This is a genomic window from Hymenobacter piscis (genome assembly GCF_018760735.1).
In the GTDB taxonomy this organism is placed as follows: Bacteria; Bacteroidota; Bacteroidia; order Cytophagales; family Hymenobacteraceae; genus Hymenobacter; species Hymenobacter piscis.
Genome location: NZ_JAHHZN010000005.1, coordinates 21,732 through 44,605, shown reverse-complemented (window position 1 = coordinate 44,605; position 22,874 = coordinate 21,732). Strand labels below are relative to the sequence as shown.

The 22,874-nt window shown below is 63.7% G+C and carries 29 protein-coding genes; 14 read left to right on the top strand and 15 right to left on the bottom strand.

The features are described 5' to 3' along the window. Positions 1 to 213 precede the first annotated feature (213 nt). Complete coding sequence (locus KLP40_RS07230) at positions 214 to 2,322, bottom strand: M13 family metallopeptidase (protein WP_215593101.1); 2,109 nt, start codon at positions 2,320 to 2,322, stop codon at positions 214 to 216. A gap of 202 nt (positions 2,323 to 2,524) precedes the next feature. After that, positions 2,525 to 3,592: an NADH:flavin oxidoreductase/NADH oxidase gene (locus tag KLP40_RS07225; protein ID WP_215593100.1), complete on the bottom strand. Its 1,068-nt coding sequence runs from the start codon at positions 3,590 to 3,592 to the stop codon at positions 2,525 to 2,527. 189 nt (positions 3,593 to 3,781) lie between these two features. Between KLP40_RS07225 and KLP40_RS07220 the strand changes: the two genes are divergently transcribed. From KLP40_RS07220 to KLP40_RS07205, 4 genes are all read left to right on the top strand, one after another. Then, complete coding sequence (locus KLP40_RS07220; protein WP_215593099.1) at positions 3,782 to 4,639, top strand: pirin family protein; 858 nt, start codon at positions 3,782 to 3,784, stop codon at positions 4,637 to 4,639. Positions 4,640 to 4,821: 182 nt separating this feature from the next. Beyond that, positions 4,822 to 5,268, top strand: coding sequence for an Rrf2 family transcriptional regulator (locus KLP40_RS07215; protein ID WP_215593098.1), 447 nt, complete (start codon positions 4,822 to 4,824; stop codon positions 5,266 to 5,268). A 151-nt stretch (positions 5,269 to 5,419) separates the two neighbouring features. Beyond that, complete coding sequence (locus tag KLP40_RS07210) at positions 5,420 to 5,998, top strand: efflux RND transporter periplasmic adaptor subunit (RefSeq protein WP_215593097.1); 579 nt, start codon at positions 5,420 to 5,422, stop codon at positions 5,996 to 5,998. A 55-nt stretch (positions 5,999 to 6,053) separates the two neighbouring features. Continuing rightward, positions 6,054 to 6,323 (top strand): phosphopantetheine-binding protein, encoded by a 270-nt coding sequence (locus tag KLP40_RS07205; RefSeq protein ID WP_215593096.1) that lies wholly within the window; start codon positions 6,054 to 6,056, stop codon positions 6,321 to 6,323. Positions 6,324 to 6,344: 21 nt separating this feature from the next. Here the strand turns inward: KLP40_RS07205 and KLP40_RS07200 are convergent, their stop codons facing one another. Further along, entirely contained in the window at positions 6,345 to 6,788 is a 444-nt protein-coding gene (locus KLP40_RS07200) for a hypothetical protein (protein WP_215593095.1), read from the bottom strand. Between the two features lie 109 nt (positions 6,789 to 6,897). On the opposite strand from KLP40_RS07200, the gene KLP40_RS07195 reads away from it, so the two are divergent. Then, positions 6,898 to 7,470 (top strand): GNAT family N-acetyltransferase, encoded by a 573-nt coding sequence (locus tag KLP40_RS07195; protein WP_215593094.1) that lies wholly within the window; start codon positions 6,898 to 6,900, stop codon positions 7,468 to 7,470. A gap of 214 nt (positions 7,471 to 7,684) precedes the next feature. Here the strand turns inward: KLP40_RS07195 and KLP40_RS07190 are convergent, their stop codons facing one another. Both KLP40_RS07190 and KLP40_RS07185 read right to left on the bottom strand, forming a co-directional pair. Then, entirely contained in the window at positions 7,685 to 8,434 is a 750-nt protein-coding gene (locus tag KLP40_RS07190) for a PPK2 family polyphosphate kinase (RefSeq protein WP_215593093.1), read from the bottom strand. A gap of 109 nt (positions 8,435 to 8,543) precedes the next feature. After that, positions 8,544 to 9,191, bottom strand: coding sequence for a phospholipase (locus tag KLP40_RS07185; RefSeq protein WP_215593092.1), 648 nt, complete (start codon positions 9,189 to 9,191; stop codon positions 8,544 to 8,546). 238 nt (positions 9,192 to 9,429) lie between these two features. Here KLP40_RS07185 and KLP40_RS07180 point away from each other — a divergent pair, with 238 nt between their 5' ends. Next, positions 9,430 to 9,810, top strand: coding sequence for an Hsp20/alpha crystallin family protein (locus KLP40_RS07180; RefSeq protein ID WP_215593091.1), 381 nt, complete (start codon positions 9,430 to 9,432; stop codon positions 9,808 to 9,810). Positions 9,811 to 9,897: 87 nt separating this feature from the next. Here KLP40_RS07180 and KLP40_RS07175 read toward each other — a convergent pair whose 3' ends face one another. Beyond that, positions 9,898 to 10,221 carry a hypothetical protein gene (locus KLP40_RS07175; protein ID WP_215593090.1) on the bottom strand — a complete coding sequence of 108 codons (324 nt, stop codon included), beginning with the start codon at positions 10,219 to 10,221 and terminating at the stop codon, positions 9,898 to 9,900. Between the two features lie 59 nt (positions 10,222 to 10,280). Then, positions 10,281 to 10,559 carry a VF530 family protein gene (locus KLP40_RS07170; RefSeq protein WP_215593089.1) on the bottom strand — a complete coding sequence of 93 codons (279 nt, stop codon included), beginning with the start codon at positions 10,557 to 10,559 and terminating at the stop codon, positions 10,281 to 10,283. Between the two features lie 133 nt (positions 10,560 to 10,692). Here KLP40_RS07170 and KLP40_RS07165 point away from each other — a divergent pair, with 133 nt between their 5' ends. The 3 genes from KLP40_RS07165 to KLP40_RS07155 are packed head-to-tail and all read left to right on the top strand — an operon-like array spanning position 10,693 to position 12,222. After that, positions 10,693 to 11,520 carry a glycoside hydrolase family 25 protein gene (locus KLP40_RS07165; protein WP_215593088.1) on the top strand — a complete coding sequence of 276 codons (828 nt, stop codon included), beginning with the start codon at positions 10,693 to 10,695 and terminating at the stop codon, positions 11,518 to 11,520. A 59-nt stretch (positions 11,521 to 11,579) separates the two neighbouring features. After that, on the top strand, positions 11,580 to 11,969 hold the full coding sequence (locus tag KLP40_RS07160; RefSeq protein WP_215593087.1) for a septal ring lytic transglycosylase RlpA family protein: 390 nt from the start codon (positions 11,580 to 11,582) through the stop codon (positions 11,967 to 11,969). A gap of 49 nt (positions 11,970 to 12,018) precedes the next feature. Beyond that, positions 12,019 to 12,222: a hypothetical protein gene (locus KLP40_RS07155; RefSeq protein ID WP_215593086.1), complete on the top strand. Its 204-nt coding sequence runs from the start codon at positions 12,019 to 12,021 to the stop codon at positions 12,220 to 12,222. A gap of 85 nt (positions 12,223 to 12,307) precedes the next feature. Here KLP40_RS07155 and KLP40_RS07150 read toward each other — a convergent pair whose 3' ends face one another. Continuing rightward, complete coding sequence (locus KLP40_RS07150) at positions 12,308 to 12,715, bottom strand: DUF6799 domain-containing protein (protein ID WP_215593085.1); 408 nt, start codon at positions 12,713 to 12,715, stop codon at positions 12,308 to 12,310. A gap of 198 nt (positions 12,716 to 12,913) precedes the next feature. Here KLP40_RS07150 and KLP40_RS07145 point away from each other — a divergent pair, with 198 nt between their 5' ends. From KLP40_RS07145 to KLP40_RS07135, 3 genes are all read left to right on the top strand, one after another. Continuing rightward, positions 12,914 to 13,831, top strand: a complete 918-nt coding sequence (locus KLP40_RS07145) for a DnaJ C-terminal domain-containing protein (protein ID WP_215593084.1) — start codon at positions 12,914 to 12,916, stop codon at positions 13,829 to 13,831. A gap of 55 nt (positions 13,832 to 13,886) precedes the next feature. Beyond that, positions 13,887 to 14,219 carry a chaperone modulator CbpM gene (locus KLP40_RS07140; RefSeq protein WP_215593083.1) on the top strand — a complete coding sequence of 111 codons (333 nt, stop codon included), beginning with the start codon at positions 13,887 to 13,889 and terminating at the stop codon, positions 14,217 to 14,219. A 182-nt stretch (positions 14,220 to 14,401) separates the two neighbouring features. Further along, the gene (locus KLP40_RS07135) at positions 14,402 to 15,976 is read left to right on the top strand and encodes an OmpA family protein (RefSeq protein ID WP_215593082.1); all 1,575 of its coding nucleotides are present in this window, start codon (positions 14,402 to 14,404) and stop codon (positions 15,974 to 15,976) included. Between the two features lie 88 nt (positions 15,977 to 16,064). Here the strand turns inward: KLP40_RS07135 and KLP40_RS07130 are convergent, their stop codons facing one another. From KLP40_RS07130 to KLP40_RS07100, 7 genes are all read right to left on the bottom strand, one after another. After that, positions 16,065 to 16,790 (bottom strand): ZIP family metal transporter, encoded by a 726-nt coding sequence (locus KLP40_RS07130; RefSeq protein ID WP_215593081.1) that lies wholly within the window; start codon positions 16,788 to 16,790, stop codon positions 16,065 to 16,067. A 152-nt stretch (positions 16,791 to 16,942) separates the two neighbouring features. Then, entirely contained in the window at positions 16,943 to 17,680 is a 738-nt protein-coding gene (locus tag KLP40_RS07125) for an SAM-dependent methyltransferase (RefSeq protein WP_215593080.1), read from the bottom strand. Between the two features lie 116 nt (positions 17,681 to 17,796). Next, on the bottom strand, positions 17,797 to 18,069 hold the full coding sequence (locus KLP40_RS07120) for a heavy metal-binding domain-containing protein (RefSeq protein ID WP_215593079.1): 273 nt from the start codon (positions 18,067 to 18,069) through the stop codon (positions 17,797 to 17,799). 3 nt (positions 18,070 to 18,072) lie between these two features. Then, the gene (locus tag KLP40_RS07115) at positions 18,073 to 18,450 is read right to left on the bottom strand and encodes a hypothetical protein (RefSeq protein ID WP_215593078.1); all 378 of its coding nucleotides are present in this window, start codon (positions 18,448 to 18,450) and stop codon (positions 18,073 to 18,075) included. Between the two features lie 58 nt (positions 18,451 to 18,508). Then, complete coding sequence (locus KLP40_RS07110) at positions 18,509 to 19,123, bottom strand: hypothetical protein (protein WP_215593077.1); 615 nt, start codon at positions 19,121 to 19,123, stop codon at positions 18,509 to 18,511. Positions 19,124 to 19,213: 90 nt separating this feature from the next. After that, positions 19,214 to 20,074: a carboxylating nicotinate-nucleotide diphosphorylase gene (gene nadC / locus KLP40_RS07105; protein WP_215593076.1), complete on the bottom strand. Its 861-nt coding sequence runs from the start codon at positions 20,072 to 20,074 to the stop codon at positions 19,214 to 19,216. 134 nt (positions 20,075 to 20,208) lie between these two features. After that, positions 20,209 to 20,610: a DUF4783 domain-containing protein gene (locus tag KLP40_RS07100; protein WP_215593075.1), complete on the bottom strand. Its 402-nt coding sequence runs from the start codon at positions 20,608 to 20,610 to the stop codon at positions 20,209 to 20,211. A 146-nt stretch (positions 20,611 to 20,756) separates the two neighbouring features. Here KLP40_RS07100 and gpmI point away from each other — a divergent pair, with 146 nt between their 5' ends. Both gpmI and KLP40_RS07090 read left to right on the top strand, forming a co-directional pair. Next, positions 20,757 to 22,304, top strand: a complete 1,548-nt coding sequence (gene gpmI, locus KLP40_RS07095; RefSeq protein ID WP_215593074.1) for a 2,3-bisphosphoglycerate-independent phosphoglycerate mutase — start codon at positions 20,757 to 20,759, stop codon at positions 22,302 to 22,304. Further along, positions 22,297 to 22,869: a hypothetical protein gene (locus KLP40_RS07090; RefSeq protein ID WP_215593073.1), complete on the top strand. Its 573-nt coding sequence runs from the start codon at positions 22,297 to 22,299 to the stop codon at positions 22,867 to 22,869. Before gpmI ends, KLP40_RS07090 begins: the two co-directional genes overlap by 8 nt. Positions 22,870 to 22,874: the final 5 nt, after the last annotated feature.

The window sequence follows — 22,874 nt, the reverse complement described above, 5'->3', positions numbered from 1 at the left end:
TGGAAAATTGGAGGTTGTGGAAGAAGTTGAAGTTGGGAGAAGAAAGAACGTCATGCTGAGCTTGCCGAAGCATCTCGCGTGCTGACGTTGCCTTACTAGCCCAGGGTTTAAACCCTGGGCTACGGAGCGGGTGTCGTCCGACGATTTGATAATGTCAGCACGCGAGATTCCTCACGCTGCTCGGAATGACGTTCTTTTTGGCTGGGCTTTAGCTTACCAAATCACTGCCCGCTCGGCATCGGGGCGGACCATTTTCTGGCCGGGCGTGCAGCCGAAGGCCTGGTAGAACTCGGGCATGTTCATGAGGGGGCCGATGGTGCGGTACTGGCCGGGCGAGTGGGGGTCGGTGAGGATTTGCTGGCGCAGGGCTTCGGGGCGGATGTTCTGGCGGCGCAGCTGGGCCCAGCTCAGGAAGAAGCGCTGCTCGGGCGTGAAGCCGTCGATAAGCGGGCGGTTGCCTTTGCCGTACTGCTTGTCGAGCTGCTTCTGGAGGGCGGCGTACACGATGGTGAGGCCGGCGAAATCGGCCAGGTTTTCGCCCATGGTCAGCTTACCGTTCACGTACACCGAATCCAGGGGCGAGAAGGCCGAATACTGGGTGCCTACCACGGCGGCGCGCTTCGTGAATTCGGCCGCGTCGGCGGGCGTCCACCAGTCGCGCAGGTTGCCTTCCGAGTCGTACTGCCGGCCGGAGTCGTCGAAGCCGTGGGTCATTTCGTGGCCCATCACCCCGCCGATGGCCCCGTAGTTCACCGCGTCGTCGGCTTCGGGGTCGAAGAACGGGGGCTGCAGGTAGCCGGCCGGAAACACGATTTCGTTCATCGGCGGGCTGTAGTAGGCGTTGATGGTGGGCGGCGTCATGCTCCACTCGGTGCGGTCAATGGGCCCGCCGAACTTCTTCACGTTCTGCTGGTAGCCCCACTGGCGGGCCGCCAGCACGTTTTTCAGGTACGACTCGCGCGAGATGTTCAGCGCCGAATAGTCCTTCCACTTGTCGGGGTAGCCGATTTTCACGCGCAGGGCGCTGAGCTTCTTGAGGGCTTCCTGCTTGGTGGCCTCGCTCATCCAGGTATTGGTGCGGATGTGCTCGGCCATCGACTCGCGGATATTGGCCAGCATATCGAGGGCCTTCTGCTTGGCGGCGGGCGAAAACGCCTGATCCACGTACAGCTGCCCGAAGGCTTCGCCCAGGGTGCCATCAGTGGCCGAAAGCATGCGTTTCCAGCGGGTGTGCTGCTGCTTGGCCCCACTCTGCACCTGCGCAAACCGGAAGGCCTCATCACTGAACGCCTGGGGCAGAGCCGAAGGCACCGACGATACCAGCTGCCAGCTCAGGTAGGTTTTCAGGTCCTGCAGCGGCTCCTCTTTCAGCACCGCACTGACTTCCCGGAAGAAGTCCGGCTGGCCCACAATCACCTCCTGGGCCGCACCCAGGCCGTTGCGCTTCAGCAAAGCCGAGGGCTGCAGGTTCGGGAATTGCTTGTCGGCCTCGGCCACCGTCATCTTATTGTAGCTGGCGTACGGGTCGCGCAGCGAAACCCGGTCTTTGCTGGCGCGGGCCAGGCGAGTTTCCACGCGCACTACCGTGGCGGCTTTGGCGGCGGCCGTAGCCTCCGCGTCGCCGAGCAGCTTGAAGGTGTTGGTGAGGTAGGTGAGGTAGGCCGTGCGCACGGTTTTGGAGCGGGCGTCGTCCTTGAGGTAGTAGTTCCGGTCGGGCATGCCCAGGCCGCCCTGGCTCATGTTCACGGCATACACCGAGCTGTTTTTGCGGTCGGGCGATACGCCGGTCCGGAAGAACGCGCCGGTGCCCAGCGTCTGCTGGCGGGCAATTTCCGAGAGCAGGCCGGGCCGGTCTTTCACGGCGGCAATGCGGGCCAGCTCGGGCCTGAGGTAGGTCAGGCCGGCTTTTTCCAGCCCCACCGAGTCCATGCCGGCGGCGTAGTAGTCACCCACTTTCTGGCGGTTCGAGCCGGGGGTAGCGGCGCGGTCGGCGGCGGCATCTTCCAGGATGCGGCGCAGGGTGGCCTGGGTCCGGTCGTTGAGTTCGTTGCGCGGGGCCCAGCTGCTGGCGTAGGCCGGAATCGGGTTATTCTTCAGCCAGTTGCCGCCCGAAAACCGGAAGAAGTCCTCGCACGGCGACACCGAGCGGTCCACGTCCCGGGGGTTGATACTACGGCCGGGCCCCAGGTCCTGCACTGCCACGGGAGCGGCAGTAGGCGTGGTGGTGGTGGTAGTTACCGGGGCCTGGGTGGTGGCGCAGCCGGCCAACGCCAGCAGCAGGGCCGCCGCGCCGGCGCGGGGAGGAAGGGAGAGGTGGGTCATGCAAAAAGGGGAAGTCGACTTGGGTAAAGTCGACTTCCCCTTTCCAAAGGTTGCGCGTCCCCCACCGGAGGCGTAGCGGCTGGCTTCCTGATGCTACGGGCTAAAGTTGGCTGTGGCACGTCCTTTAGTCCGTAGCCCCCACAGACATCAGCCTGTAAAGCGAGCTACGGACTGAAGGTCGTGCCTCAGCCATACTGCGGACTTACTTGCGTTTGGCGCGGGCGTACTGGTTGGGCCACTCCACGTCAACGCCCAGCTCCTGGGCGGCGTGCAGGGGGAAGTAGGCATCGCGCAGGGATTCGCGGCCCAGCAGCACCACATCGGCGTGGCCGGCGGCCAGGATTTCCTCGGCCTGCCGGGCTTCCGTGATAATGCCCACCGCCCCGGTAGCCAGGCCGGTTTCGCGGCGCACCTGCTCGGCAAAGCGCACCTGGTAGCCGGGCCCGACGGGAATATCGGCCTGCGCCACGTTGCCGCCGGTGGAGCAGTCGAGCAGATCCACGCCCTGCTCTTTGAGCAGGGCAGCCAGCCGCACCGAGTCCTCGGCGGTCCAGCCGCCTTCGGTCCAGTCGGTGGCCGAAATGCGCACCCACAACGGCAGGTGGTCGGGCAGCTCGGCTCGGGTGGCGGCCGTTACGTCCAGCAGCAGGCGCACCCGGTTCTCGAAGGAGCCGCCATACGCATCGGTACGCTCGTTGCTGAGCGGCGACATAAACTCGTGGAGCAGGTAGCCGTGGGCCGCGTGCAGCTCAATTACCTCGAAACCGGCCGCCACGGCCCGCCGGGTGGCCTGGCGGAAGTCCTCAACGACCTGCGCAATGCCGGCCTGGTCCAGGGCCTGGGGCGTGGGCTCGTCGGGGGTGAAGGGCAGGGCGCTGGGGGCTACGGTGGTCCAGCCGCCGTGGGCCGGGGTCAGGGCCTCACCGCCCTTCCAGGGGCTGCTGTGGCTGGCTTTGCGACCGGCGTGGGCCAGCTGAATGCCGGGCACGCAGTTCTGGGACTTCAGAAATTCGGTGATGCGACGCAGGCCGGCCACGTGCTCGTCCTGCCAGATGCCCAGGTCGTCGGGGGTGATGCGGCCTTCGGGCGCCACGGCGGTGGCCTCCAGCAGAATCAGGCCCGCCCCGCCCACGGCCCGGGAACCCAGGTGCACCAGGTGCCAGTCGGAGCTGAAGCCGTCCTGGCTGCTGTACTGGCACATGGGCGAAATAACGATGCGGTTTTTGAGCGTAACGCCGCGCTGGGTAAGCGGCTGAAAAAGATGCGTCATTCTGGAATGAGTTGTCAGTTGTTGGTTACTGGTTGTCGGTTAGGAGTCGTCTTACGTGACGGTATCGAACCGGAAGGGTTCATAACAAAAGCGACGGCCAATGTTTTAGTTACCCCGTTATGCTTTCGGACAAACTCACGCTACGTTCGACTGACAACTGACAACCAAAAACTGACAACTACCCCCCCTATGCGGACCATCAAAGCCCAGCACCGCGCCCAGAGCGCGCCCATTGCCGACCTGACGACTTTCCGGGCCCTGCCCACCAACTCAGTAGAGCACCTCGACCCGTTTCTGTTTCTCAACCACCACGGCCCCCAGGTGTACCCGGCCCGCAACCGCGGCCTGCCCTTCGGCCCCCACCCCCACCGCGGCTTCGAAACCGTTACGTTTATTCTGGAAGGCGACATTATGCACCAGGATTCGGGCGGACACCAGAGCATCATCGGGCCGGGCGGCATTCAGTGGATGACGGCCGGCCGAGGCCTGATTCACTCCGAAATATCCTCCGATGCATTCAAGCAAACCGGCGGGCCGCTGGAAATTCTGCAGCTCTGGGTGAACCTGCCCGCCCGCCTGAAAATGACCGAGCCCCGCTACATCGGGGTGCAGGAGGATGCTATTCCGGCCGTGCCTTTGGATGAGGGCCGCGTTACCGTCCACGCCGTTTCGGGTGAGTGGGGCGGCACCGCCGGGGCCGTGCAGCCGCTTACCGATATGAGTCTGGCCACTATCGACTTCCGCCAGGGCGGCCGCCTGGAGCAGACCATTCCGGCCGCGCGCACCATTTTCTGCTACGTCATCCGGGGCCGCTTCCGCATCAACGGCCAGGAAACGGAGATGCGCCGCCTGCTGGAGTTTAACCCCGACGGCGACGAATTTCAGGCCGAAGCCCTGACTGACGACGCGGTGCTGCTGCTGGGCCACGCCGAGCCCTTCCAGGAGCCCATCGTGGCGTACGGCCCCTTCGTGATGAATTCCGAAGCTGAAATCCGCCAGTCGTACGCCGACTACCAGGCCGGCAAGTTCGGCACCTGGCAGGAGTAGCGCGCCGCCCCGGATTGAGGTATTTCGGGAGCTGGTGCGTCAGTCGGGGGGGCGGTAGTAGCGCCGCGCCCCTTTGCGTATGTCCCCCGCCTGCTCTGGTTTTCGAATTGACTTAAACAAAACGGTTGCCCACAACCTTTATAGGTCGTACATTTGTAACCGTTTCTGTTACTTACCTGCTCATGAATACCCGCTTCGCCGTTGCCACCCACATTCTGGCCTACCTGGCCCACGCCCAGGGGCAGCCGGTTTCGTCGGATGTGCTGGCCAGCAGTGCGGGTACGCACCCGGTGGTGGTGCGCCGCCTGGTGAGCATGCTGCGCGAAGCCGGCCTGGTGCAGAGCCAGCGGGGCGCGGGCGGCGGTACGCTGCTGGCCCGGCCGGCCACCGACATCTCCCTGCTCGACGTGTTCCGGACCATGCAGGATGCCGAGCCCGACCTGTTCCAGGTGGGCAGCACCAACCCCAACGCCCACTGCCAGCTGGGCCGGGTGATGCAGGAAACGCTGGAAGGCCTGTTCGGCCCGGCGCTTGATGCCATGCGCGCGGCTCTGGCGGCCGTTTCAGTGGCCCAGGTGGCCCAGGAGCTGCGTCAGCGCCTGGCCGACTGTCCCGGAAACTCCGGCTAAGCTTTTTATTTCCCCCGAAATGTAACCACTGCGGTTACTTCCTTTGTTTCACCACTTTCCGGCCCATCTGCTTTGGCTGCCCCGGAAACCAGTTGCCCGCGGCCCCTTTTGCGGAGCCGCCCGCCCGACCGGATCAGCCGGTTTTCCTCGCATGAAAAAATCAGTTGGCGTAACGCTCGTCGTTTTCGTCGCACTCGGCAGCCTGCTGCTGCGCTTTTGGCTGACTTCCCCGGCTGCCGCCCCGGTGCCGACCCCGCTGCTGCAGTTCCGGCCCGTTGCCCAGGGATTTGCCGCCGCTTCCCTGCCCGGGCAGCCCCTGCTGGCCGGGCAGGCGGGCCGGGTGCACGAAGTGTACACCCACGAAGGTCAGCGCGTGCGGAAGGGTCAACTTCTCTATAAGCTTTTGGAGAAGCTCCCCAGCGTGCCCCAGCAGCAGCTGCGGGCCCGGCTGGTCCGTCAGGAGCAGGCCTACGCGGCCCTGCAGGTGGCCCAACCGGCGGCGCCGGCCCCGGTGCTGCGTACCGCCCACCGGCAGCTCACTGAAACCCGCCGGCAGCTGGCCCGGCTGGTACCCATGCTCAGCTTTGTGTACGTGACGGCCCCGGCCGAGGGCCTCATCAAGCGGCCCAGCGCCCACCCCGGCGACCTGCTCACGGCCCAGACGCCGGTGGCCACGCTGGTAACGGACGCCCCCGCGGATACTACCCTGCTGCTGACCAGCGTTGAGTAGCCCGGCCCGTAGCAGCCCGATTTTTCCCCTTGTTTTTGCCTTTTTTCTCAGACCTATGGAACAGCTCATTCGCTACCAGGTTGAACGCATGCTCCACCGCAAACGCCGCAACCCCGCCGTTATCATCACCCCGGCCACCCGCCTGCAGGAGGATATCGGCGTCGATTCCATTGACCTCGTGGAGCTGGCCATCAACCTGGAACACCGCTTCCACATCGAAATCACCGACGCCGAAATGGAGGCCCTGCGCACCGTCGAAGATGTGCTGATGTGCGTTGATTACCACCTGAGCCTGCTGGAAACCCAACCGCTGGCGTCCCGCTAGGCCCCGCGCCGCGCGGGCTGCTTACCGGCTGGCCAGGGGCTGGTTGTGGCGGCGGCCCTCCTGCAGCCAGGCAATGGCCGTGTTTTCCTCCTCAAACCGCTGCCCGATAAAGGGTTTGCCCGCGAAAAATTCGGGCGGCGGGAAAGCCGCGTCGGCGGCCGTGTCGCGCATGATGGCGGGCACCAGCAGGTAGGCCAGGTAGGTACGGCCGCCCAGGCGGGCGTGCAGGCCAGGCAGAAATGACTCCACCATCCAGCGGGCCCCTTCCCGGTCGGTGTTGAAGCGGCGGCGGGCATCGAGCAGCCACTGCCGGCACTGGTGCCGGAGGGCCACATCGAGCAGGTGCTGGTAGCCCTGCTGCAGCTCGGCCAGCGTCACCACCCGCATCCAGCGTACCAGCAGCACTTCCAGATCGGGACGATACGTGACGGTCAGAAAATCGGGAGCAGGGGCGGCGGCAGGCATGGGTACTGGCTAAAACGGAACGGGAGTAAAGGTAGCCGCTCCCGGGCAACCGCAACGGTCTTCCTCGACTGGAATGGCCATACATCCGACCAACTGCGTATCTTTTTCCATGATTCCACTGATTGCCTTCACGCCCCGGCTCACGCTGATTGCCGCCAGCCGGGCCCTGCTCATTGCCGAAACCTCGAAGCCTCAGTATTTTCCGGTACTGCTGGGCGCTCAACTACCCGCCCACTGGCCGCCCGGCGAGTACGATGCCGCCGCCCAGCAGTACTTCCTGGAACAGCTCACGGCCGGCGGCCGCGAGGCGGCGGGCTGGTACGGCTGGTACGCCCTGCTGCGGGCCGGAGCCGAAGTGCCGACCAATACGCTCATCGGGGCCGGCGGCTTCCACGGTCCCCCCGTGGATGACACGGCCGAAATCGGGTTTTCGGTGGCCGACGACTGGCACGGCCGCGGCCTGGGCACCGAGCTGGTGGGCGGCCTGGTGCGCCACGCCGCCGATACGGAGATGGTACGCTACCTCACGGCCCGCACCACGCCCACCAACGCCACGGCCCGCCGGGTGCTGGAGCGCAACGGCTTCCGCCAGATCAGTGAAGCCCTCGACGCCGAAGGCCGCCAGCTCTTCGGCCGCGACATCACGGAAGCCGACAAGAGCGAGAAGAGCGAGAAGAAGTGAGGAAGTGAGGAAGTGAGGAGGTGAGGAAGTGAGGAGGTGAGGAAGTGAGGAGGTGAGGAAGTGAGGAGGTGAGGAAGTGAGGAGGTGAGGAAGTGAGGAGGTGAGGAAGTGAGGAAGTGAGGAGGTAATGGGGTGATGGGGTGAGGAAGGCCTATCATGCTGAGCGTTCCTTCCTCACCTCATCACCCCATCACCTCCTCACCCCATCACCTCATCACTTTTCACCCTTAGGATACCGGGGATTGAGGGCAACCAGGGCGTCGCGGAGGGCTTTGGCTACTACGTAGGCCTTGTACCAGTTCTGGTCGGCGGGCACGATGTGCCAGGGGCAGCTGGTGGGGCTGCAATGGCGGAATACGTCCTCGTACACCTCGCGGTAGGCGGGCCACTTGCCGGCTTTCTTCTCGTCGCCGGCTTCGTATTTCCACTGCTTGGCCGGATCGGTCACGCGCTCATCCAGCCGCTGCCGCTGCTCCTCTTCCGAAACGTGGAGGTAGAATTTGAGTACCGTGGTGCCGGCCTGCTGCAACAGCTCCTCGAAGGCGTTAATGGATTTGAAGCGGTGCTTAGCCGTTTTATCGTCGATTATTCCCTCCACGCGGGTGATGAGCACGTCCTCGTAGTGGGAGCGGTTGAACACCTGCATCATGCCCCTGGCCGGGGTCTGCAGGTGCACCCGCCAGAGAAAATCGTGGGCCAGCTCCTGTTCCGTAGGCTCTTTAAAGGAGTACACCCGCACCCCCTGCGGATTAATGCCGCTGAACACGCGCCGGATCAGGCCGTCTTTACCGCTGGCGTCCATGCCCTGCAAAATGATGAGGACGCTGCGGCGGTTTTCGGCGTAGAGGCGGTTCTGGAGCTCAATCAGCTCCTGACGCAGCTTCTTGAGCTCACGCTTGATGTTGGCTTTGTGGAACTCCTTGGGTGCGCGGCTGGGTAGCTGGGTCAGGTCGAAATCAGACATGGGATTCGAAGGAAAGAAGGCGAACAAACGCCCATAGAGGGTTGCACTCCGGAAGCCGGCGGACAAGCAGCGGCGGAACCGTTGCCGGCCGTGGTGAGCTGCTTGCTGCTTATTTGCCCACCGTGCCCAGGGCCGCCAGCGTCAGCGGGCCCTCCGACACATACCGGAGCTGGGCTTTGAGGCCGGCATCCTGCATGTCCTGGAGCAGGGCCTCGCCGGTGGCTTCAGGCGTAAACGCCTCCGTGGTAGTGGAAATCAGCGTCACCGGCCGCTCCGGCAGACTCACCAGGGTAGCCCGGCGGTCAATGGTGGGCGGGAAGATGGACGCGTAGAGCAGCAGCCGGTCGTAGCGGGTGCGGCCACTGGAAAGCCAGCGGCAGGCCGCGGCGGCCCCGTGGCCGTAGCCGAGCACCGTTACGGGCACCCCCTCGGGGCACTGGGCCAGTATCTGGGCCGCCAGCTCATCGAGGTAGGTAGTCAGGTCCGAGAGGTCGGCCAGCAGAGAATCCGGGGCGAACCAGGTGGCGGCCGTAGTGGGCGTGGCGCCGGCCGCGGCGGGCAGGGCGTAGCGGGAAAGCCCTTCGGGCAGAATCAGCAGGCGCTCGGGCGTGTCGAAGTTGACGAGTTGGGCGGCGAAATCGGCCAGGGGCTGCCCCTCGCCGTGCAGACAGAACCACACGTGCTGAATATCGGTGCCGGGCTCCCCGAGACTGATGTAGCGGGCCGTGCGGGTAGTGTGGAAAGAGCTAGGCACCATAAGAGCAACGGGAGAAAGTGAGCGAATATCCGCCTATACGAGTATTTCGGATTTCCAGCCGACAACCTTCCGCCCAGGCTAACCAGCCCTGTATTCCAGACGTTATGTCTTAACCAGGAAACTAAGCTCTCTTAAATCATGACTTTATGACACAATAAACACTCTGGACGTCTGGAAAGTGTTCTGGTATGGCTTTTGAAATATGGCTCACACCTTACCTTTAGAAAGGACCCATCGCATGAACCTGATCAGCAAAGAATTCATCCGCACCATCGCTCCGCAACTCAACCTGCTCAATACGCTGGGGGGAGGCATCGCGCAGGCCCGGCTGCAGATCGACAAGCGTGAGAAAGGCGTGATTGTCCGCGTGTCCGCTCCCGCCGTTTCGCCCGAAAATCTGCACGTGGTGCTCAACGAGGACCAGCTTACCATTTTCGCCGAGTTCCGGCACTCCCCCGAGGAGGGCCCTGCGGCGCCGCTCTTCACCCGCACGCTCAAGCTGCCCGCCGGCCTGAATGTGGCCCGCATTGATGCCGTGTTTGAGGGCAACGAGCTGCTGGTGCGCATTCCGTACGCAGCCAACGGCGAATCCCGCGAAATTGACATCCGGCAGCGCTAGCCGCTGCACCCCCATAACGCCGGGACCGACCGGCCCATGTTTCACCCGCCACTGCCTTGCCGCAGTGGCTTTTTTATGCCCCGTCCATCAGGCAAACAGCGGCCAGAGCAGGGCAAAGCCGGTCAGCAGGGCCAGGTAGAACCAGCCCATCAGCTGCCCCCGAAACCGGCGGGGCAGCCGGTTGCTGAGCACCAGCACCGCCACCACGATGAGTGTGAGATGCAGCAGCAGGAACACCACCGTTTTCACCCAGTTGCTCACAATGGTGTTCTCAGGCTGCATTTGATCAGCCATGCCCAGGCCCGAGGTGGCAAACCGCAGCAGGTAGTAGGCGCCCGTTTCGAAAAGCAGGAACAGCCCCGCTCCTACCAGCACGGCCCACGGCTCTGTTTTCTCGCGCACATCCGCCATGGGTGTGATGGTTAGCTAGGTGAATGGGTGGACTGTTGAGTGGGGGAACGGTCAGCCAATCACCGCTTGCCCAGTATTTCGGCGGTGCGGGTGTCGATGTAGAGCTGCTCTACTTTGGTGCGGGCCCAGGGCGTGCGGCGCAGAAAGGTGAGGCTGGATTTGATGCTTGGATCAACTGCGAAACAGTTGATGCGGATGCGGCGGTCCAGTTCCGGCCAGCCGTAGGCCGCCACCAGGTACTCCAGAATCTGGGCCAGCTTGATGCCGTGCAGTTCCCGGATCAGGTGGCCCGATTCGTCACGGGCTTCGTTAGCGGAGGGCTGGGCAGAGTCGGGCATACGGCAAGTGGATTTCGGCTGTAAACTTGCAAAAAAGCGGGGGCATTCCGTGCCGGATGCCCCGTTTTGTGGCCCACCCGGGCACCAGCAAGCCGGGTAGCGGCGTTACCTTTGGCACTTACCAACCTGCTGCATGCGTTCCGCCCCCCGTTCCCGCCGTGCTTCCCGTTCCGTATGGCGCCGGTTGCTGCCCCTGGCGCTGCTGGTGTTCCTGCTGACGGGAGCCGTATGCTACGTCCGCTACCAACGGCAGGTCAACCGCTACGCCCGCCGCGCCTACGCCAGCTTCCGTAGCCACTACCTCACGGGCCGCGAAAAAACACCCCTGCTGGCCGGGTATTCCGTGCACGGCATCGACGTATCGGCCTACCAGGGGCGCATCGACTGGCCCTTGGTGGCCGGCCACCGGGTGCGGTTTGCCTTCATCAAGGCTACCGAGGGTGTGACCCTGCGCGACAGTCGGTTCCAGCGCAACTGGCGCGGGGCCCGCGCTGCCGGCATCTACCGCGGGGCCTACCACTACTTCCACCCCAACTACGACGCCACCCGGCAGGCCAACCTGTTCACGCGCACCGTGCCCCTGAGCGCCGGCGACCTGCCGCCCGTGCTGGATGTGGAGCACGCCCGGTTTCACGATGTGGCCCAGATGCGCCGGGGCGTAGCTACCTGGCTGCGGCTGGTGGAGCGGCACTACGGCGTGCGGCCCATTCTCTACTCCAACTACAGCTTCTACCAGCGCCACCTGGCCGGCCACTTCGATAAATATCCGCTCTGGCTGGCTCATTACGAGGTCGACCGGCCCCGGCTGCCCCCGACCAAGTGGCTCATCTGGCAGCACTCTGACGAGGCCTACGTGCCCGGTATCCGGGGCACGGTTGATTTCAACGTGTTCCAGGGCAGTTTCCAGCGGCTCACGGCCCTGCGGATTCCGGCCCGGAACGCCAAATCTGCGCCCAACTGATGCGCCGCCGCCCGGCTGCCGCCGCCAACCTTCTGCCCCGGCCATCGTTTCTGCTTCCTATGTTCTTTTCTCTTCCCCGACTGCTGGGCGGGGCCCCTGCGGGCCTGCTGACGGGTGCGTTGCTGGCCGGTTGCGCGGGTAGCGGCACGTTCACCCAAACCGGCAAAGCCTCTTACTATGCCGACAAATTCAATGGCCGCCAGACGGCCAGCGGCACCGTTTACCGGCCCGGCAAGCTTACGGCGGCCCACAACACCCTGCCCTTTGGCACCACCGTGCGCGTCACCAATCCGCGTAACCACCGCTCCGTCAAAGTCGTCGTCACCGACCGGGGGCCGCACGCCAAGGGCCGCATCATCGACCTCTCGAAGAAGGCGGCCCGCAAAATTGATATCATCGACGCCGGCGTGGCGCCGGTGGAGCTGAAAGTTATCCGCCAGCCCCGTTAACGGGACTTCTGACTACCCCAACTTCCTTTCCTGCCCTCATTTCCCTGCCATGCGTATTCGCAAAAAAGTTCAGTGGACCCTGCCCGCCGAGGCCGACCGGTTTACCCAGCTCAGCGCCTTCATTCGGGCGGCCGAAGCCCAGGCGTGGTCCGAGGCCGAAATTCAGTTCGTGATGGATGAGGTGGTGGAAGCCCGGGACGAGGCCGAAGTCGCCCTTATTTTTCAGGATTACACCCAGCACCCGCGCCGCTGACCTGGATTATGCCAGACGCCACAGCGCCCCCGCTCCGGAGTTACCGGGGCGGGGGCGCTGTGTTAGGGAACCATACGGCCGGCCCTTATTTTTTCCGCTTTACTTTCAGTTTTTCCACCTGCAGGTTCCGCAGGCTATCCTGCTCCATCTTCATAGCCCGGGTAGTCAGGCGGCCCGTCAGCGACATATAATCGCCTTCCTGGAGCGTGGTAGTGGTGCCGTCGGCCATCGTCACGGTGCCGTCGGCCGCCACTTTGGTGCCGTTCACCAGCGTCACATCCGTGCTCAGGTTGCCCGTGTGCGCGTCGCGCGTTTCGAGCACCTTGCCCTCTTTCATCAGGTAGCCATCCTTCATCGTGACGCCTTTGGCCACCATGCGGGCTTTGGGTTGCACACCGCCCCGGCGCGCGGGTGCTTTCGTCTGGGCCTGGGCCTGCAGAGCAGAGGCGGCCACCAGCAGCAACGTGGCCATCAGCGTAGAACGAACATTCATACAAACAGGAATTGAAGTGGGAGATACTGGGTGTCGGGAGAGAATCGGGGCCTGAAAATACAGGTTTTCCCGGGATGCCTTGGCCGACGAACAGCGCAGTAACCCCACCCGACCCGGTTTCGTTTCAAAACCCATGACCCGAACCCGCTTTGCCGGCCGGCCGGGTTCTTTCTCCCGCTTTTTCGCCCGACGACAACTGTGGATTACAAAGACTACTACCAGGTGCTGGGCGTTGACAAAACGGCCAGCCAGGACCAGATCAAGAAGGCTTACCGCAAGCTGGCCCGCCAGTATCACCCCGATGTCAACCCCGACAATCCGGAGGCGGAGCGCAAGTTCAAGGAGGCCAACGAGGCCCACGAAGTGCTCAGCGACGAGGAAAAACGCCGCAAGTACGACCAGCTCGGGGCCGACTGGCAGCGCTACCAGCAGGCTGGCCGCGGCGGCCAGAACCCGGGCGGCGGCTTCGACTGGTCGCAGTATGCCCAGGGCGGTGGTCAGGGGGGTGGCTTTGGCGGCGAAGACCCTTTCGGCGGGGCCGATTTCTCTGACTTTTTCAGCTCCATGTTCGGGGGCATGGGCGGCCAGGGCGGCGGGCGGCCCCGCGCCGGGCAGGATTACCAGGCCGAACTGGAACTCTCGCTGGAAGATGCCTACCAGGGCGGGCCGCGCACCCTTACCGTGAACGGCAAAAACCTGCGCCTCACCATTCAGCCCGGCGTGGAAGACGGGCAGGTAATCCGGCTGCGCGACCAGGGTGGCCCCGGTCGCAACGGCGGCCCCGCCGGCTCGCTCTACATCACCCTGCGCCTCCGCCCCGATGCCCGCTACTCCCGCACCGGCAACGACCTGACCATGGACGTGCCCGTTGATGTGTATACGGCCCTGCTGGGCGGCGAGCAAACCGTGGAAACGTTATCGGGCACCGTGAAAATCACCATCAGGCCCGAAACTCCGAACGGCACCCGCCTGCGCCTGCGCGGCAAAGGCTTCCCGGTGTACCGGCAGGCCGGGCAGTTCGGCGACCTGTACCTGCGCCTCTCGCTCACGCTGCCCCAAAACCTCACCGACGAGGAAAAAAGCCTGTTGCGCCAGCTGGCCGCACTGCGCCGGTGACCGATGTTCAGCCCACCAGAACCGTCTTTTTCGTCACCTGCACCCGCTCATTTCTATGGAAGCTTCCATCATCACCATCACCTTCCACGATTGTGGTACGCGCTACGGCCTGAGTGAGGCCGATGTGCGCGAGTTTGTGGAACTGGGCCTGCTGCACGCGGCTCCCGACGTACCGAATGCCCTGCACGAGGCCCCCGACCACCTCGCCCGCCTCGCCCGGCTGCACCACGATCTGGATCTGGGAAAAGAAGAACTGGCCGTGATCCTGCACCTGCGCCAGCAACTCGACCAGCTCCAGCAGGAAGTACGCCGGCAACGGGCCCGGGTGCAGCAGCTGGAGGTGTTTCTGCGGGGCTCCGCTCCGCTGCGCGATGCCGACTTTCACTGACCCAGCTGACTTCTCCGCCAACCAGCTCGCCAACCAGGTTTTACCGGCCACACAAGCTGCAAATAATCCTTGGGTAATTATACTGCCTAGGGGTTTGGTACAACCCTTTTTGCATTAGGCAGTATAGATAGCCACATCTGCTTTGCCGGATATTCTTTCTCTGCCACCTTTTTCATTTTTGTATGCTACCACGCATTCCCTTTTCCAGGGTGCTGGCGCTGGGGGTAACTGCCTGCACCCTGGCACCCCAGCTTTCCCAGGCCCAAACCGCCGACCGCAAGACGGCCATTGGCCTCAATGTGAGTGCCATGCAGTACAAGGGCAACTTCGGCTCCGACTACTGGGACTTCAGCGAGAACAAGTACGCGCCCGGCATCACCTTCAGCCGCTACCTTTCCAAAGGGCTGGATGTGCAGCTGAGCGGGAACTACGTGGAGTTCAAGAAGGACGCCCCTAACGGCGCACCCTACTTCGGCAGCCGCTTCGCTACCAACGTGGTGAACGTGAACCTGGGCCTGAAATTCAAGCTCTTCAACGACGACTCGCCCATCCGGCCCTACCTGCTGGCGGCCCCCGGCCTCACCTACACCAGCCGCGAGGGCACCATCTTCCGCAACAATCAGACGATTAACACCGACGAGGACAAGAACCACTTCGACCTGTTCGGGGCCGCTGGTATCGACTTCCGTTTGGGTGATGCCGTGACCCTGTTCGTGCAGACCGGCCAGCACGTGCCGCTCAACGCCAACATCGACGGCGACCCGGCCCGCGACGACAATAAAGGCGACGACCGGTTCCTGCAGCACACCGTGGGTCTGAACATTGCCCTGGGCAAAGCCAAGGACGAGGACGGCGACGGCGTATCTGACAAGAAGGACAAGTGCCCCGGCACGCCGGCCGGCGTGGCGGTAGACCTGAATGGCTGCCCCCTGGATGGGGACGGCGACGGCGTTCCGGATTATCTCGACAAGTGCCCCACCGAAAAAGGACTGGCTAACCTTGAAGGCTGCCCCGACCGCGACGGTGACGGCATCCGCGACAGCGAAGACCAGTGCCCCGATACCCCCGGAAAAGCCGAACTCCAGGGCTGCCCTGATGCCGACAACGACGGCGTGATTGACAGCGCCGATAAGTGCCCTGACACGCCCGGCGGCGTAAAAGTGGACGCCAATGGCTGCCCGCTGGACGGCGACGGCGACGGCGTGCCGGATTTCCAGGACCGCTGCCCCAACCGGCCCGGCCCGGCCTCGAACAAAGGCTGCCCCGAGATGAAGCTGGAAGAAAAGCAACGCCTGCAGGAAGCCACCAAGTACATTCAGTTCGAGTTCAACAAGGCCGCGCTGAAGCCGTCCTCGTTCCCCACTCTGGACCTGCTGGTGAAAATCATGAACGACTACCCGGACTATTACCTGGGCATCTCGGCCCACGCCGACAGCAAGGGCGACAACGCCTACAACCTGCGTCTGTCGGATGATCGTGCGGCCTCGGCCCGCGAGTATATGCTCCGCAAAGGGGTTTCGGCTGACCGTATTGTATCGCACGGTTACGGCGAATCCAAGCCGATTGCCACCAACGACACCGACGCCGGCCGCGCCATCAACCGCCGCGTAGAGTTCGACGTGTACCTGCCCGGCGACCCGAACCCCGCCGAAGTGAAATACGGCCCGGCCCCGGAAATTCCGGCCCAGGCTCCCGAGGCTCCCAAGCAGCCGGTGCGCAAAGTAGCTCCCCGGAAAGTAACGGGTAAGCGGAAGTAATTCCGGCCCCGCCCAGTGCCAAAGCGGCCCGCTCATTGGAGCGGGCCGCTTTTTTATTGCCTGATCCCATCACTCACGCACGCACTTCTTATCCCACGGCCAGCGCCAGTAGCAGCCCGGCCAGCGTGGCCAGCAGCTTACGCGTGTTCAGGCTGTGGTCGGGGCTGGTTTCGAAGAGGATGGTGGTGGACACGTGCAGAAAGTTACCCGCCACCAAGCCCAGCAGAGCGGCGTAGAAACCGCCCGTCAGGAGCTGCTCCAGCACCACAAAGTTGCTGACGATGATGCCCGCCGGGCCGGCCACCGCAAACAGCAGCAGGTAGGGCAAGGCCCGGCGGAAAGAGCCCAGGCGCAGTAGCAGCGCAGCCACCAGGGCGAAGGCGGCGGGAATGTGGTGCAGGGCCACGCCGGTCAGAATGGCGTAGAAATTCTGGCTCACGTCGCCGGCGGCCGGGGTTTTCACCAGAATGCTGCCTTCCAGAAAAGAGTGCAGCACCAGGGAGAACAGGAGCAGAAAGGGCACCCGGCCGGCGTGCTCGGTATGCTGGTGCACGTGGCCATGCTCCACGCCCTGGGAAAATACTTCCAGCACCATCTGCCCGAAGAAGCCGGCCAGCACAAAGTAGCCCACCCGGTGCCCGGGCAGCATCTGCAGGGCCTCGGGCAGCAGGTGCGTCACGGTGAGCGTAAACAGGTAAGCCCCGCTGAAAGCCAGCAGCGGCTTCATCCAGACGGTGCGGGCCGTGGGCACCAGACGCGTAAGCCAGCCGGCTCCCAACACCGTCAGAAAAAGGGCAAAAACGGCAAACCACATAGGGCAAACAGTGAAGAAATGAAGGGCAAACCGGCGGCGCCCGAGCCAGCAGCGCGGTGTTTGAGTCGGCGGCTTGAGGGCCTCGGAGCACCAGGGCAACCCCAGCCCGCAGCCTCCCCAGCCCACCGCTACAACTCAGCCCGCCGCGCCATTTACTTTTTAAGCACGAAAATCATCCGGGGGCTGGTGGCGGGGTCGAAGGGGCCCAGGTGGTAGTCGCCCAGCGTTTCAGCCAGCCGCAGGTCGGCCATGCGGAAGTACTCGGCAAACCGAGCCGCGTCCAGGGCCCGTACGCGCTCCTCGAAGTGCTGCTCCTGCCCCTGCTCATCGGTAAAGCGAATTTCCTTCACAATAAAATCGTGGTGGAGGTGGCGGTGCAGGTGGAAATCGAGGCCATCCACGGTTTTGGTTTCGTGGGCTACCAGTTCCCGGATGGCGCGGTCAGTATTGAGAAAATCAATGACCAGCTTGCCGCCCGGGCGCAGGGCGGCGGCGGCGTTGCGCAACGCCACCACGTTCTGGGCTTCTTCCTCGAAGTAGCCAAAGCTGGTAAACAGATTCAGCACCAGATCGAACGGGCCGTAGGGCAGCGGCGCCCGCATGTCGTGCACGTGGAAGTGCAGGTGCTCGTGGGCAAACTGCCGGGCGGCAGCAATGCTGCGGGCCGACAGGTCGACGCCCGTCACGTGGAAGCCCTGCTCGCTCAGGTAGCGCGCGTGCCGCCCCTTACCGCAGGCCAGATCCAGGAGGTGGTCGGTGGGCTTGGGGTGCAGATGCGCCAGCAGCCGGCTCAGAAATTCCCGCGCTTCCGCATAATCCCGGTTCTGGTACAGCCGATGATAATACGGCGAATCAAACCAGGCACTAAACCACTCAGCAACAGACGACATAGGGGCGGGCTAGAAAACGAAAAAGGGCGTTGGCACGCCCCGGGTCGTTTCGGACAGCAAACAAGGGCTCCCATATCTGCAATAATGTTGCAAATATGGGAGCCCTTGCGCTTAAATCAAAGGGTGGGAGCAGATTTGGCGGCCGGGTTGGGCTCCAGCTCCATTTCGCACACGGGGCATTTGCCTGGCTTGTCGCTGGCGCTGCCCTCGCAGGCCATGGGGCACACGTAGGCGGCCGTTACAGCCGGCGTGGCGGTGCTGTCGGCCGGAGCGGCCGCATCAACGGCGGCGGCTTCAGTGGCCGCGGGCTTCGATTCGCAGCTGGCCAGCCCGGCCAGGGCCGGCAGCAGCAGGACCAGGACGGCCCGCTTCCAGGAGATAGTGGACATAGCCTACTTTTTCAGCCCGTTAGGCGCCTTGGTGGCCGTCGTGTCGGAAGGCTTGCGCACGCTCCGGATGGCTTCGGCGTTGTTGGTCTGGGCGGCATCAGCGGCATCAGCCGTGCGCACTTCCTCGGCCGAAACGCCCTGGCTGTGGTCGGTCTCGTCGAGGGTCACGCCGGAGTTGATGGGCTCGGCAATGGCGCCGCCTTTCGCCTGATGGGCAGCTTCAGCCGTGCCCTGATCGAAGCTATCGGAGGAGCGGCTGCCGGGCTCTACCATATCAACGGATACTTTCTTGTCGGGACGCCAGTCCGATGGTTCGCTGCTGCACGCGTTCAGGGCCAGGGTAGCCAGGGCCAGGGCGGAAAGGGCGAGTTGCTTGGTCATGGGAAGAAAAAACGGTGATTCGTGAAGTAAACGAGAGGTAAGACGGGAGCCGGAGCACCTAGGCCGTGGCCGCCCCGCCGGGCAGCAGGTTCTTGCGGCGCAGCATGGCATCGAACAGCTTCTGATCGGTCCCGGAGTTGAAGATACGGTCGGGCACCTGAATAAAGATGGGCGTGTCGAAGGTTTTGGCCATCCAGCGCTTCCAGCCCACCAACTCGGCCGGCAACTCGGGCGTCTGCAACGAGAGCAGATAGCCGTCGGCTTCGCGCTTGGCGGTGCCAATCATGTCCCAGGTCAGGCGCATGCCTTCCTTTTCGTTGCGGCGGAGCACAATCTGCTTGTTGTCGAACTCGTAGGCCAGCTTCTCGAAGAGTGGCTTGGTTTGCTCTACCTGCGTGACGCCCGTCACCTGGGCCGAGCGGAAGAGCACGTACACCAGGGTGAGCACCAGGGCCGAGGCCAGCCACCACCACGAGGGCCAGATGAGAGCCGGCAGCAGGCCCACCGCGAAGGGAATCAGGGCGTACCACCACTCGCGGCGCCATACCCGGGCCATGGCCAGGCGGGTGTAGGTGTCGGTGTCGAGCTGGTGTTTTTTGGTGCGGATGGCCATGGGCGAAGCACCTTGCTGCTGCTGCCGGTAGCCCCCGCCGCGTTGGTTGGGAAGTTGCATTAGTTATCAGTTGTCAGTTGCCAGTTATCAGTTGCCAGTCGTCAGTTTATTTCATGACTAACAACCGGCAACTGATAACTGACAACTCATTTAAAACGCTTTCAGACTCAGGTCGAGGCTCCGGATGGAGTGGGTCAGGGCCCCGACGGAAATGTAATCGACGCCGGTAGCGGCCACGTCGGCAATGGTTTCCTCCGTGATGCCGCCGCTGGCTTCCAGCGGGAAGCGGCCGGCTACCAGGGCCACGGCCTCGCGCAGCTGGGCGGGCGGCATGTTGTCGAGCATGATGCGGCTGACGCCGCCGGTATCGAGCACCTGCTGCACCTCGGCCAGGGTGCGGGTTTCCACTTCAATGGGCAGTTGGCGGCCGGTTTGCGCCAGGTAGGCCTGCGAGGCCTCAATGGCCTGCCGGATGCCCCCGGCATAATCCACGTGGTTATCCTTGAGGATAATCATATCGAAGAGGCCGTAGCGGTGATTTACGCCGCCCCCGATAAGCACGGCCCATTTTTCGGGCAGGCGGAAGTTGGGGGTGGTTTTGCGGGTATCGAGCAGGCGGGCCTCGGTGCCGGCCAGCAGGCTCACCAGGTGGGCCGTGCGGGTGGCAATGCCGCTCATGCGCTGCATGCAGTTGAGCACCAGGCGCTCGGCCGTGAGGATGCTGCGGGCCCGGCCTTCCACTACAAAGGCCACGTCGCCGTACTGCACCCGGGCCCCGTCCTCAAGGCGGACCTCCACCGTCAGGTCAGCATCCACGAACCGGAAGATGTGGCGGGCCAGCTCCACGCCGGCCAGTACGCCGGCATCCTTCACGAGCAGGTGGGCACGGTTGCGCGCCTCGGCCGGAATGGCCGACAGCGCCGAATGGTCTCCGTCGCCGACATCTTCGGCCAGGGCCGTGCGAATGAAGGTGGACAGAGCTTCCGGGGTGAGGTAGGAGGGCGTTTGCACGGGGCAAAAATAGCAAAAACGGGCCGTTCCCCGGCTTCTTATTCACAAAGCGCGCCCCCGGGGCCGCAGGGCACAAAAAAAGTACCGCGGAGAGGTGCCGCGGTACTGGTTGAGGTAGCTTCGGAAGGCGACGGTTAGTCTTCCTTCGTAAAATCAATGGTGGCAATTTTGAGGCTGCCGCCCGCCTGTTTCATTTTCACGAACATGCGGTAAGAACCGCTTTTACCGGTGTACTTACCCACGGCGTAGGGCGTGCCTTCATTGCTGCCGCCGTAGTGAATGAAGTCGAAGGAAGCGGGCGAATGTTTGGCGAAGAAGTCCTTCATCACAAACTCGGCCTGGGTGGCGCTGTAGCTCTGCTTATCGCCATCGAAGCTCAGCTCCACGGCCGGGGCGAAGAACTGGGCCAGCTCGCGGGAGCTGCTGTTGCGGATGGCCGTCCGGACGGGGCCGAAGGCTTCCCCCTGCGCCAGCGCACCCACCGACAGCAGCAGGCTGCAAACCAGGGCGAAAGCCAAAAAGAAAGTACGTTTCATACTAGCGTAAAGAGTTCGGCATGCGGTGTGCTAAAATGGTGCCAAGCTGTAGCTTGCTGCCAGAGCCGGTCATCGGCCCGGGGTACTGGCAGCCAAGTTAGGGAAAAACGCGGGCGTTTTGCCCCATCTGGCCTATCTTTGCCCACATGAACAAACAGGTATTGTTGGTAATTCTGGACGGCTGGGGTCTGGCGCAGAACAAGGAGGTATCGGCCATTGATCAGGCACGCACGCCGTTTGTCGATTCTCTCTTTCAGCGCTTTCCGCACAGCCGCCTGCACGCCTCCGGCGAAGCCGTGGGCCTGCCCGACGGGCAGATGGGCAACTCCGAAGTCGGCCACATGAACATTGGGGCCGGCCGCGTGGTGTACCAGGATCTGGTGCGCGTCAACAAGGCCATCCGGGAGCGGAAGCTGGGCACCGTTCCGGCCCTGACCCAGGCCCTGGAGTACGCCCGCCTCAATAACAAACCCGTGCACCTGATGGGCCTGCTCTCCGACGGCGGCGTGCACTCCCACCTCGAGCACCTGAAGGCACTCTGCACCATTGCCCACGACCAGGACGTGCACAACGTGTTCATCCACGCCTTCACCGACGGCCGCGACACCGACCCCAAGGGGGGCGTGAGCTACGTGAACGAGCTGGAGCAGCACCTGCAGCGCGGTGCCAGCGGCAAGATTGCTTCCATCGTGGGGCGCTACTACGCCATGGACCGCGACAGCCGCTGGGAACGGGTGAAAATTGCCTACGACCTGCTGGTAAACGGCCAGGGTACGCCGTCGCAGAACCTGATTCAGAGCATGCTCGACTCCTACAAGGAGGGCGTGACCGATGAGTTTCTCAAGCCGATTGTGAAAGTAGGCGACGACGGCACGCCCCTGGCCACCATCCAGGAGGGCGACGTGGTCATCTGCTTCAACTTCCGCACCGACCGGGGCCGGCAGATAACCGAGGCCCTGACCCAGCAGGATTTTCATGCCTTCCACATGCACCGGCTGAACCTGCACTACCTTACCATGACCAACTACGACGCCACCTTCAGCGGCGTCAGGGCCATTTTTGAGAAGGATAACCTGGAGCAGACACTGGGCGAAGTGCTGGCCGCCCACGGCAAAACCCAGATCCGGATGGCCGAAACGGAGAAGTATCCGCACGTGACGTTCTTTTTCTCGGGCGGGCGCGAGGTGGAGTTCGAGGGCGAAAAGCGCATCATGCGCAACTCGCCCAAGGTAGCCACCTACGACCTGCAACCCGAGATGAGCGCCTACGAGCTGCGCGACGCCCTGGTACCGGAACTTGCGCAGCGCTCGGCCGATTTCGTGGTCCTCAACTTTGCCAATGCCGATATGGTGGGCCACACCGGCGTATTCGGGGCGGCCGTGCGCGCCGCCGAAGCGGTGGACGAATGCGCCCGGGGCGTGATAGAAGCCGCCCTGGCCGCCGACTACGCCTGCCTCGTCATTGCCGACCACGGCAACGCCGACATGATGATCAACCCCGACGGCACGCCCAACACGGCCCATACTACTAACCTGGTGCCCTGCATTCTGGCCAGTAACGCGTATCTGGGCACGCTCACCGACGGCAAACTCGGCGACATTGCTCCTACCGTGCTTCAGCTTATGGGCGTGCCGCAGCCCGGAGCCATGACCGGCCAGAGCCTGCTCCAGCCCGCCACCGCCCCGAATGCGTAAGGCGTCCTTCGGCGGGCTGGCCGCCCTGAGCCTGCTGGCCGCCTGTGGCCCCGGCGAGCCGGCCCCCGATCCGGCGGCCCGCCGCACGGCGTACTTTGATGTGCCGGGTCTGCTCAAAGCCCAGAGCAGCCGGCTCGACCAGCGCCGGCCGGTGGTGGAAAAGCAGGTGCTGCTGCGCGACGGCCAGCTCGAAACCACGCGGGTAGCGCAAACGGACTGGACCAAGGAACTCCAGATTTTCCAGCAGGCTGACATCAACAAACCGGCCCTGCGCGGCCTCTACGCCGTTGATTCCGTAGCGCTGCCCGGGGGCACCCTCCGGCGCACCTACCGCCGCCGCCCCGGCACCGACCATCCTGTGGAGCAGCTTTCGGTACTCAGCCAGGGGGCGCAGGTGCAGGAGCTCACCGCTACTGTGGCCCAGGACAACCCGCTGGTGTATTCGGCCAAGCAACTGGAAATGCACTACCAGAACGGCCTGCTCGCCACCTACCGCGTCACGGGCGTGCAAAAGCTGATTCTCTTTGATTCGGTGCATTACGCCGTGCGGGGCACAGTACAGTAGCGTGG

What these genes read in the sequence shown, in the direction of transcription:
- KLP40_RS07205 (WP_215593096.1), top strand. Translation starts at nt 6,054, where the DNA reads ATGGAACAGCTCATTCGCTACCAGGTTGAACGCATGCTCCACCGCAAA.
- KLP40_RS07135 (WP_215593082.1), top strand. Translation starts at nt 14,402, where the DNA reads ATGCTACCACGCATTCCCTTTTCCAGGGTGCTGGCGCTGGGGGTAACT.
- KLP40_RS07225 (WP_215593100.1), bottom strand. Translation starts at nt 3,592, where the DNA reads ATGACGCATCTTTTTCAGCCGCTTACCCAGCGCGGCGTTACGCTCAAA.
- KLP40_RS07195 (WP_215593094.1), top strand. Translation starts at nt 6,898, where the DNA reads ATGATTCCACTGATTGCCTTCACGCCCCGGCTCACGCTGATTGCCGCC.
- KLP40_RS07180 (WP_215593091.1), top strand. Translation starts at nt 9,430, where the DNA reads ATGAACCTGATCAGCAAAGAATTCATCCGCACCATCGCTCCGCAACTC.
- KLP40_RS07130 (WP_215593081.1), bottom strand. Translation starts at nt 16,790, where the DNA reads ATGTGGTTTGCCGTTTTTGCCCTTTTTCTGACGGTGTTGGGAGCCGGC.
- KLP40_RS07120 (WP_215593079.1), bottom strand. Translation starts at nt 18,069, where the DNA reads ATGTCCACTATCTCCTGGAAGCGGGCCGTCCTGGTCCTGCTGCTGCCG.
- KLP40_RS07115 (WP_215593078.1), bottom strand. Translation starts at nt 18,450, where the DNA reads ATGACCAAGCAACTCGCCCTTTCCGCCCTGGCCCTGGCTACCCTGGCC.
- KLP40_RS07215 (WP_215593098.1), top strand. Translation starts at nt 4,822, where the DNA reads ATGAATACCCGCTTCGCCGTTGCCACCCACATTCTGGCCTACCTGGCC.
- KLP40_RS07200 (WP_215593095.1), bottom strand. Translation starts at nt 6,788, where the DNA reads ATGCCTGCCGCCGCCCCTGCTCCCGATTTTCTGACCGTCACGTATCGT.
- KLP40_RS07175 (WP_215593090.1), bottom strand. Translation starts at nt 10,221, where the DNA reads ATGGCGGATGTGCGCGAGAAAACAGAGCCGTGGGCCGTGCTGGTAGGA.
- KLP40_RS07140 (WP_215593083.1), top strand. Translation starts at nt 13,887, where the DNA reads ATGGAAGCTTCCATCATCACCATCACCTTCCACGATTGTGGTACGCGC.
- KLP40_RS07090 (WP_215593073.1), top strand. Translation starts at nt 22,297, where the DNA reads ATGCGTAAGGCGTCCTTCGGCGGGCTGGCCGCCCTGAGCCTGCTGGCC.
- gpmI (WP_215593074.1), top strand. Translation starts at nt 20,757, where the DNA reads ATGAACAAACAGGTATTGTTGGTAATTCTGGACGGCTGGGGTCTGGCG.
- KLP40_RS07160 (WP_215593087.1), top strand. Translation starts at nt 11,580, where the DNA reads ATGTTCTTTTCTCTTCCCCGACTGCTGGGCGGGGCCCCTGCGGGCCTG.
- KLP40_RS07125 (WP_215593080.1), bottom strand. Translation starts at nt 17,680, where the DNA reads ATGTCGTCTGTTGCTGAGTGGTTTAGTGCCTGGTTTGATTCGCCGTAT.
- KLP40_RS07230 (WP_215593101.1), bottom strand. Translation starts at nt 2,322, where the DNA reads ATGACCCACCTCTCCCTTCCTCCCCGCGCCGGCGCGGCGGCCCTGCTG.
- KLP40_RS07220 (WP_215593099.1), top strand. Translation starts at nt 3,782, where the DNA reads ATGCGGACCATCAAAGCCCAGCACCGCGCCCAGAGCGCGCCCATTGCC.
- KLP40_RS07155 (WP_215593086.1), top strand. Translation starts at nt 12,019, where the DNA reads ATGCGTATTCGCAAAAAAGTTCAGTGGACCCTGCCCGCCGAGGCCGAC.
- KLP40_RS07185 (WP_215593092.1), bottom strand. Translation starts at nt 9,191, where the DNA reads ATGGTGCCTAGCTCTTTCCACACTACCCGCACGGCCCGCTACATCAGT.
- KLP40_RS07165 (WP_215593088.1), top strand. Translation starts at nt 10,693, where the DNA reads ATGCGTTCCGCCCCCCGTTCCCGCCGTGCTTCCCGTTCCGTATGGCGC.
- KLP40_RS07100 (WP_215593075.1), bottom strand. Translation starts at nt 20,610, where the DNA reads ATGAAACGTACTTTCTTTTTGGCTTTCGCCCTGGTTTGCAGCCTGCTG.
- KLP40_RS07170 (WP_215593089.1), bottom strand. Translation starts at nt 10,559, where the DNA reads ATGCCCGACTCTGCCCAGCCCTCCGCTAACGAAGCCCGTGACGAATCG.
- KLP40_RS07210 (WP_215593097.1), top strand. Translation starts at nt 5,420, where the DNA reads ATGAAAAAATCAGTTGGCGTAACGCTCGTCGTTTTCGTCGCACTCGGC.
- KLP40_RS07190 (WP_215593093.1), bottom strand. Translation starts at nt 8,434, where the DNA reads ATGTCTGATTTCGACCTGACCCAGCTACCCAGCCGCGCACCCAAGGAG.
- KLP40_RS07150 (WP_215593085.1), bottom strand. Translation starts at nt 12,715, where the DNA reads ATGAATGTTCGTTCTACGCTGATGGCCACGTTGCTGCTGGTGGCCGCC.
- KLP40_RS07110 (WP_215593077.1), bottom strand. Translation starts at nt 19,123, where the DNA reads ATGCAACTTCCCAACCAACGCGGCGGGGGCTACCGGCAGCAGCAGCAA.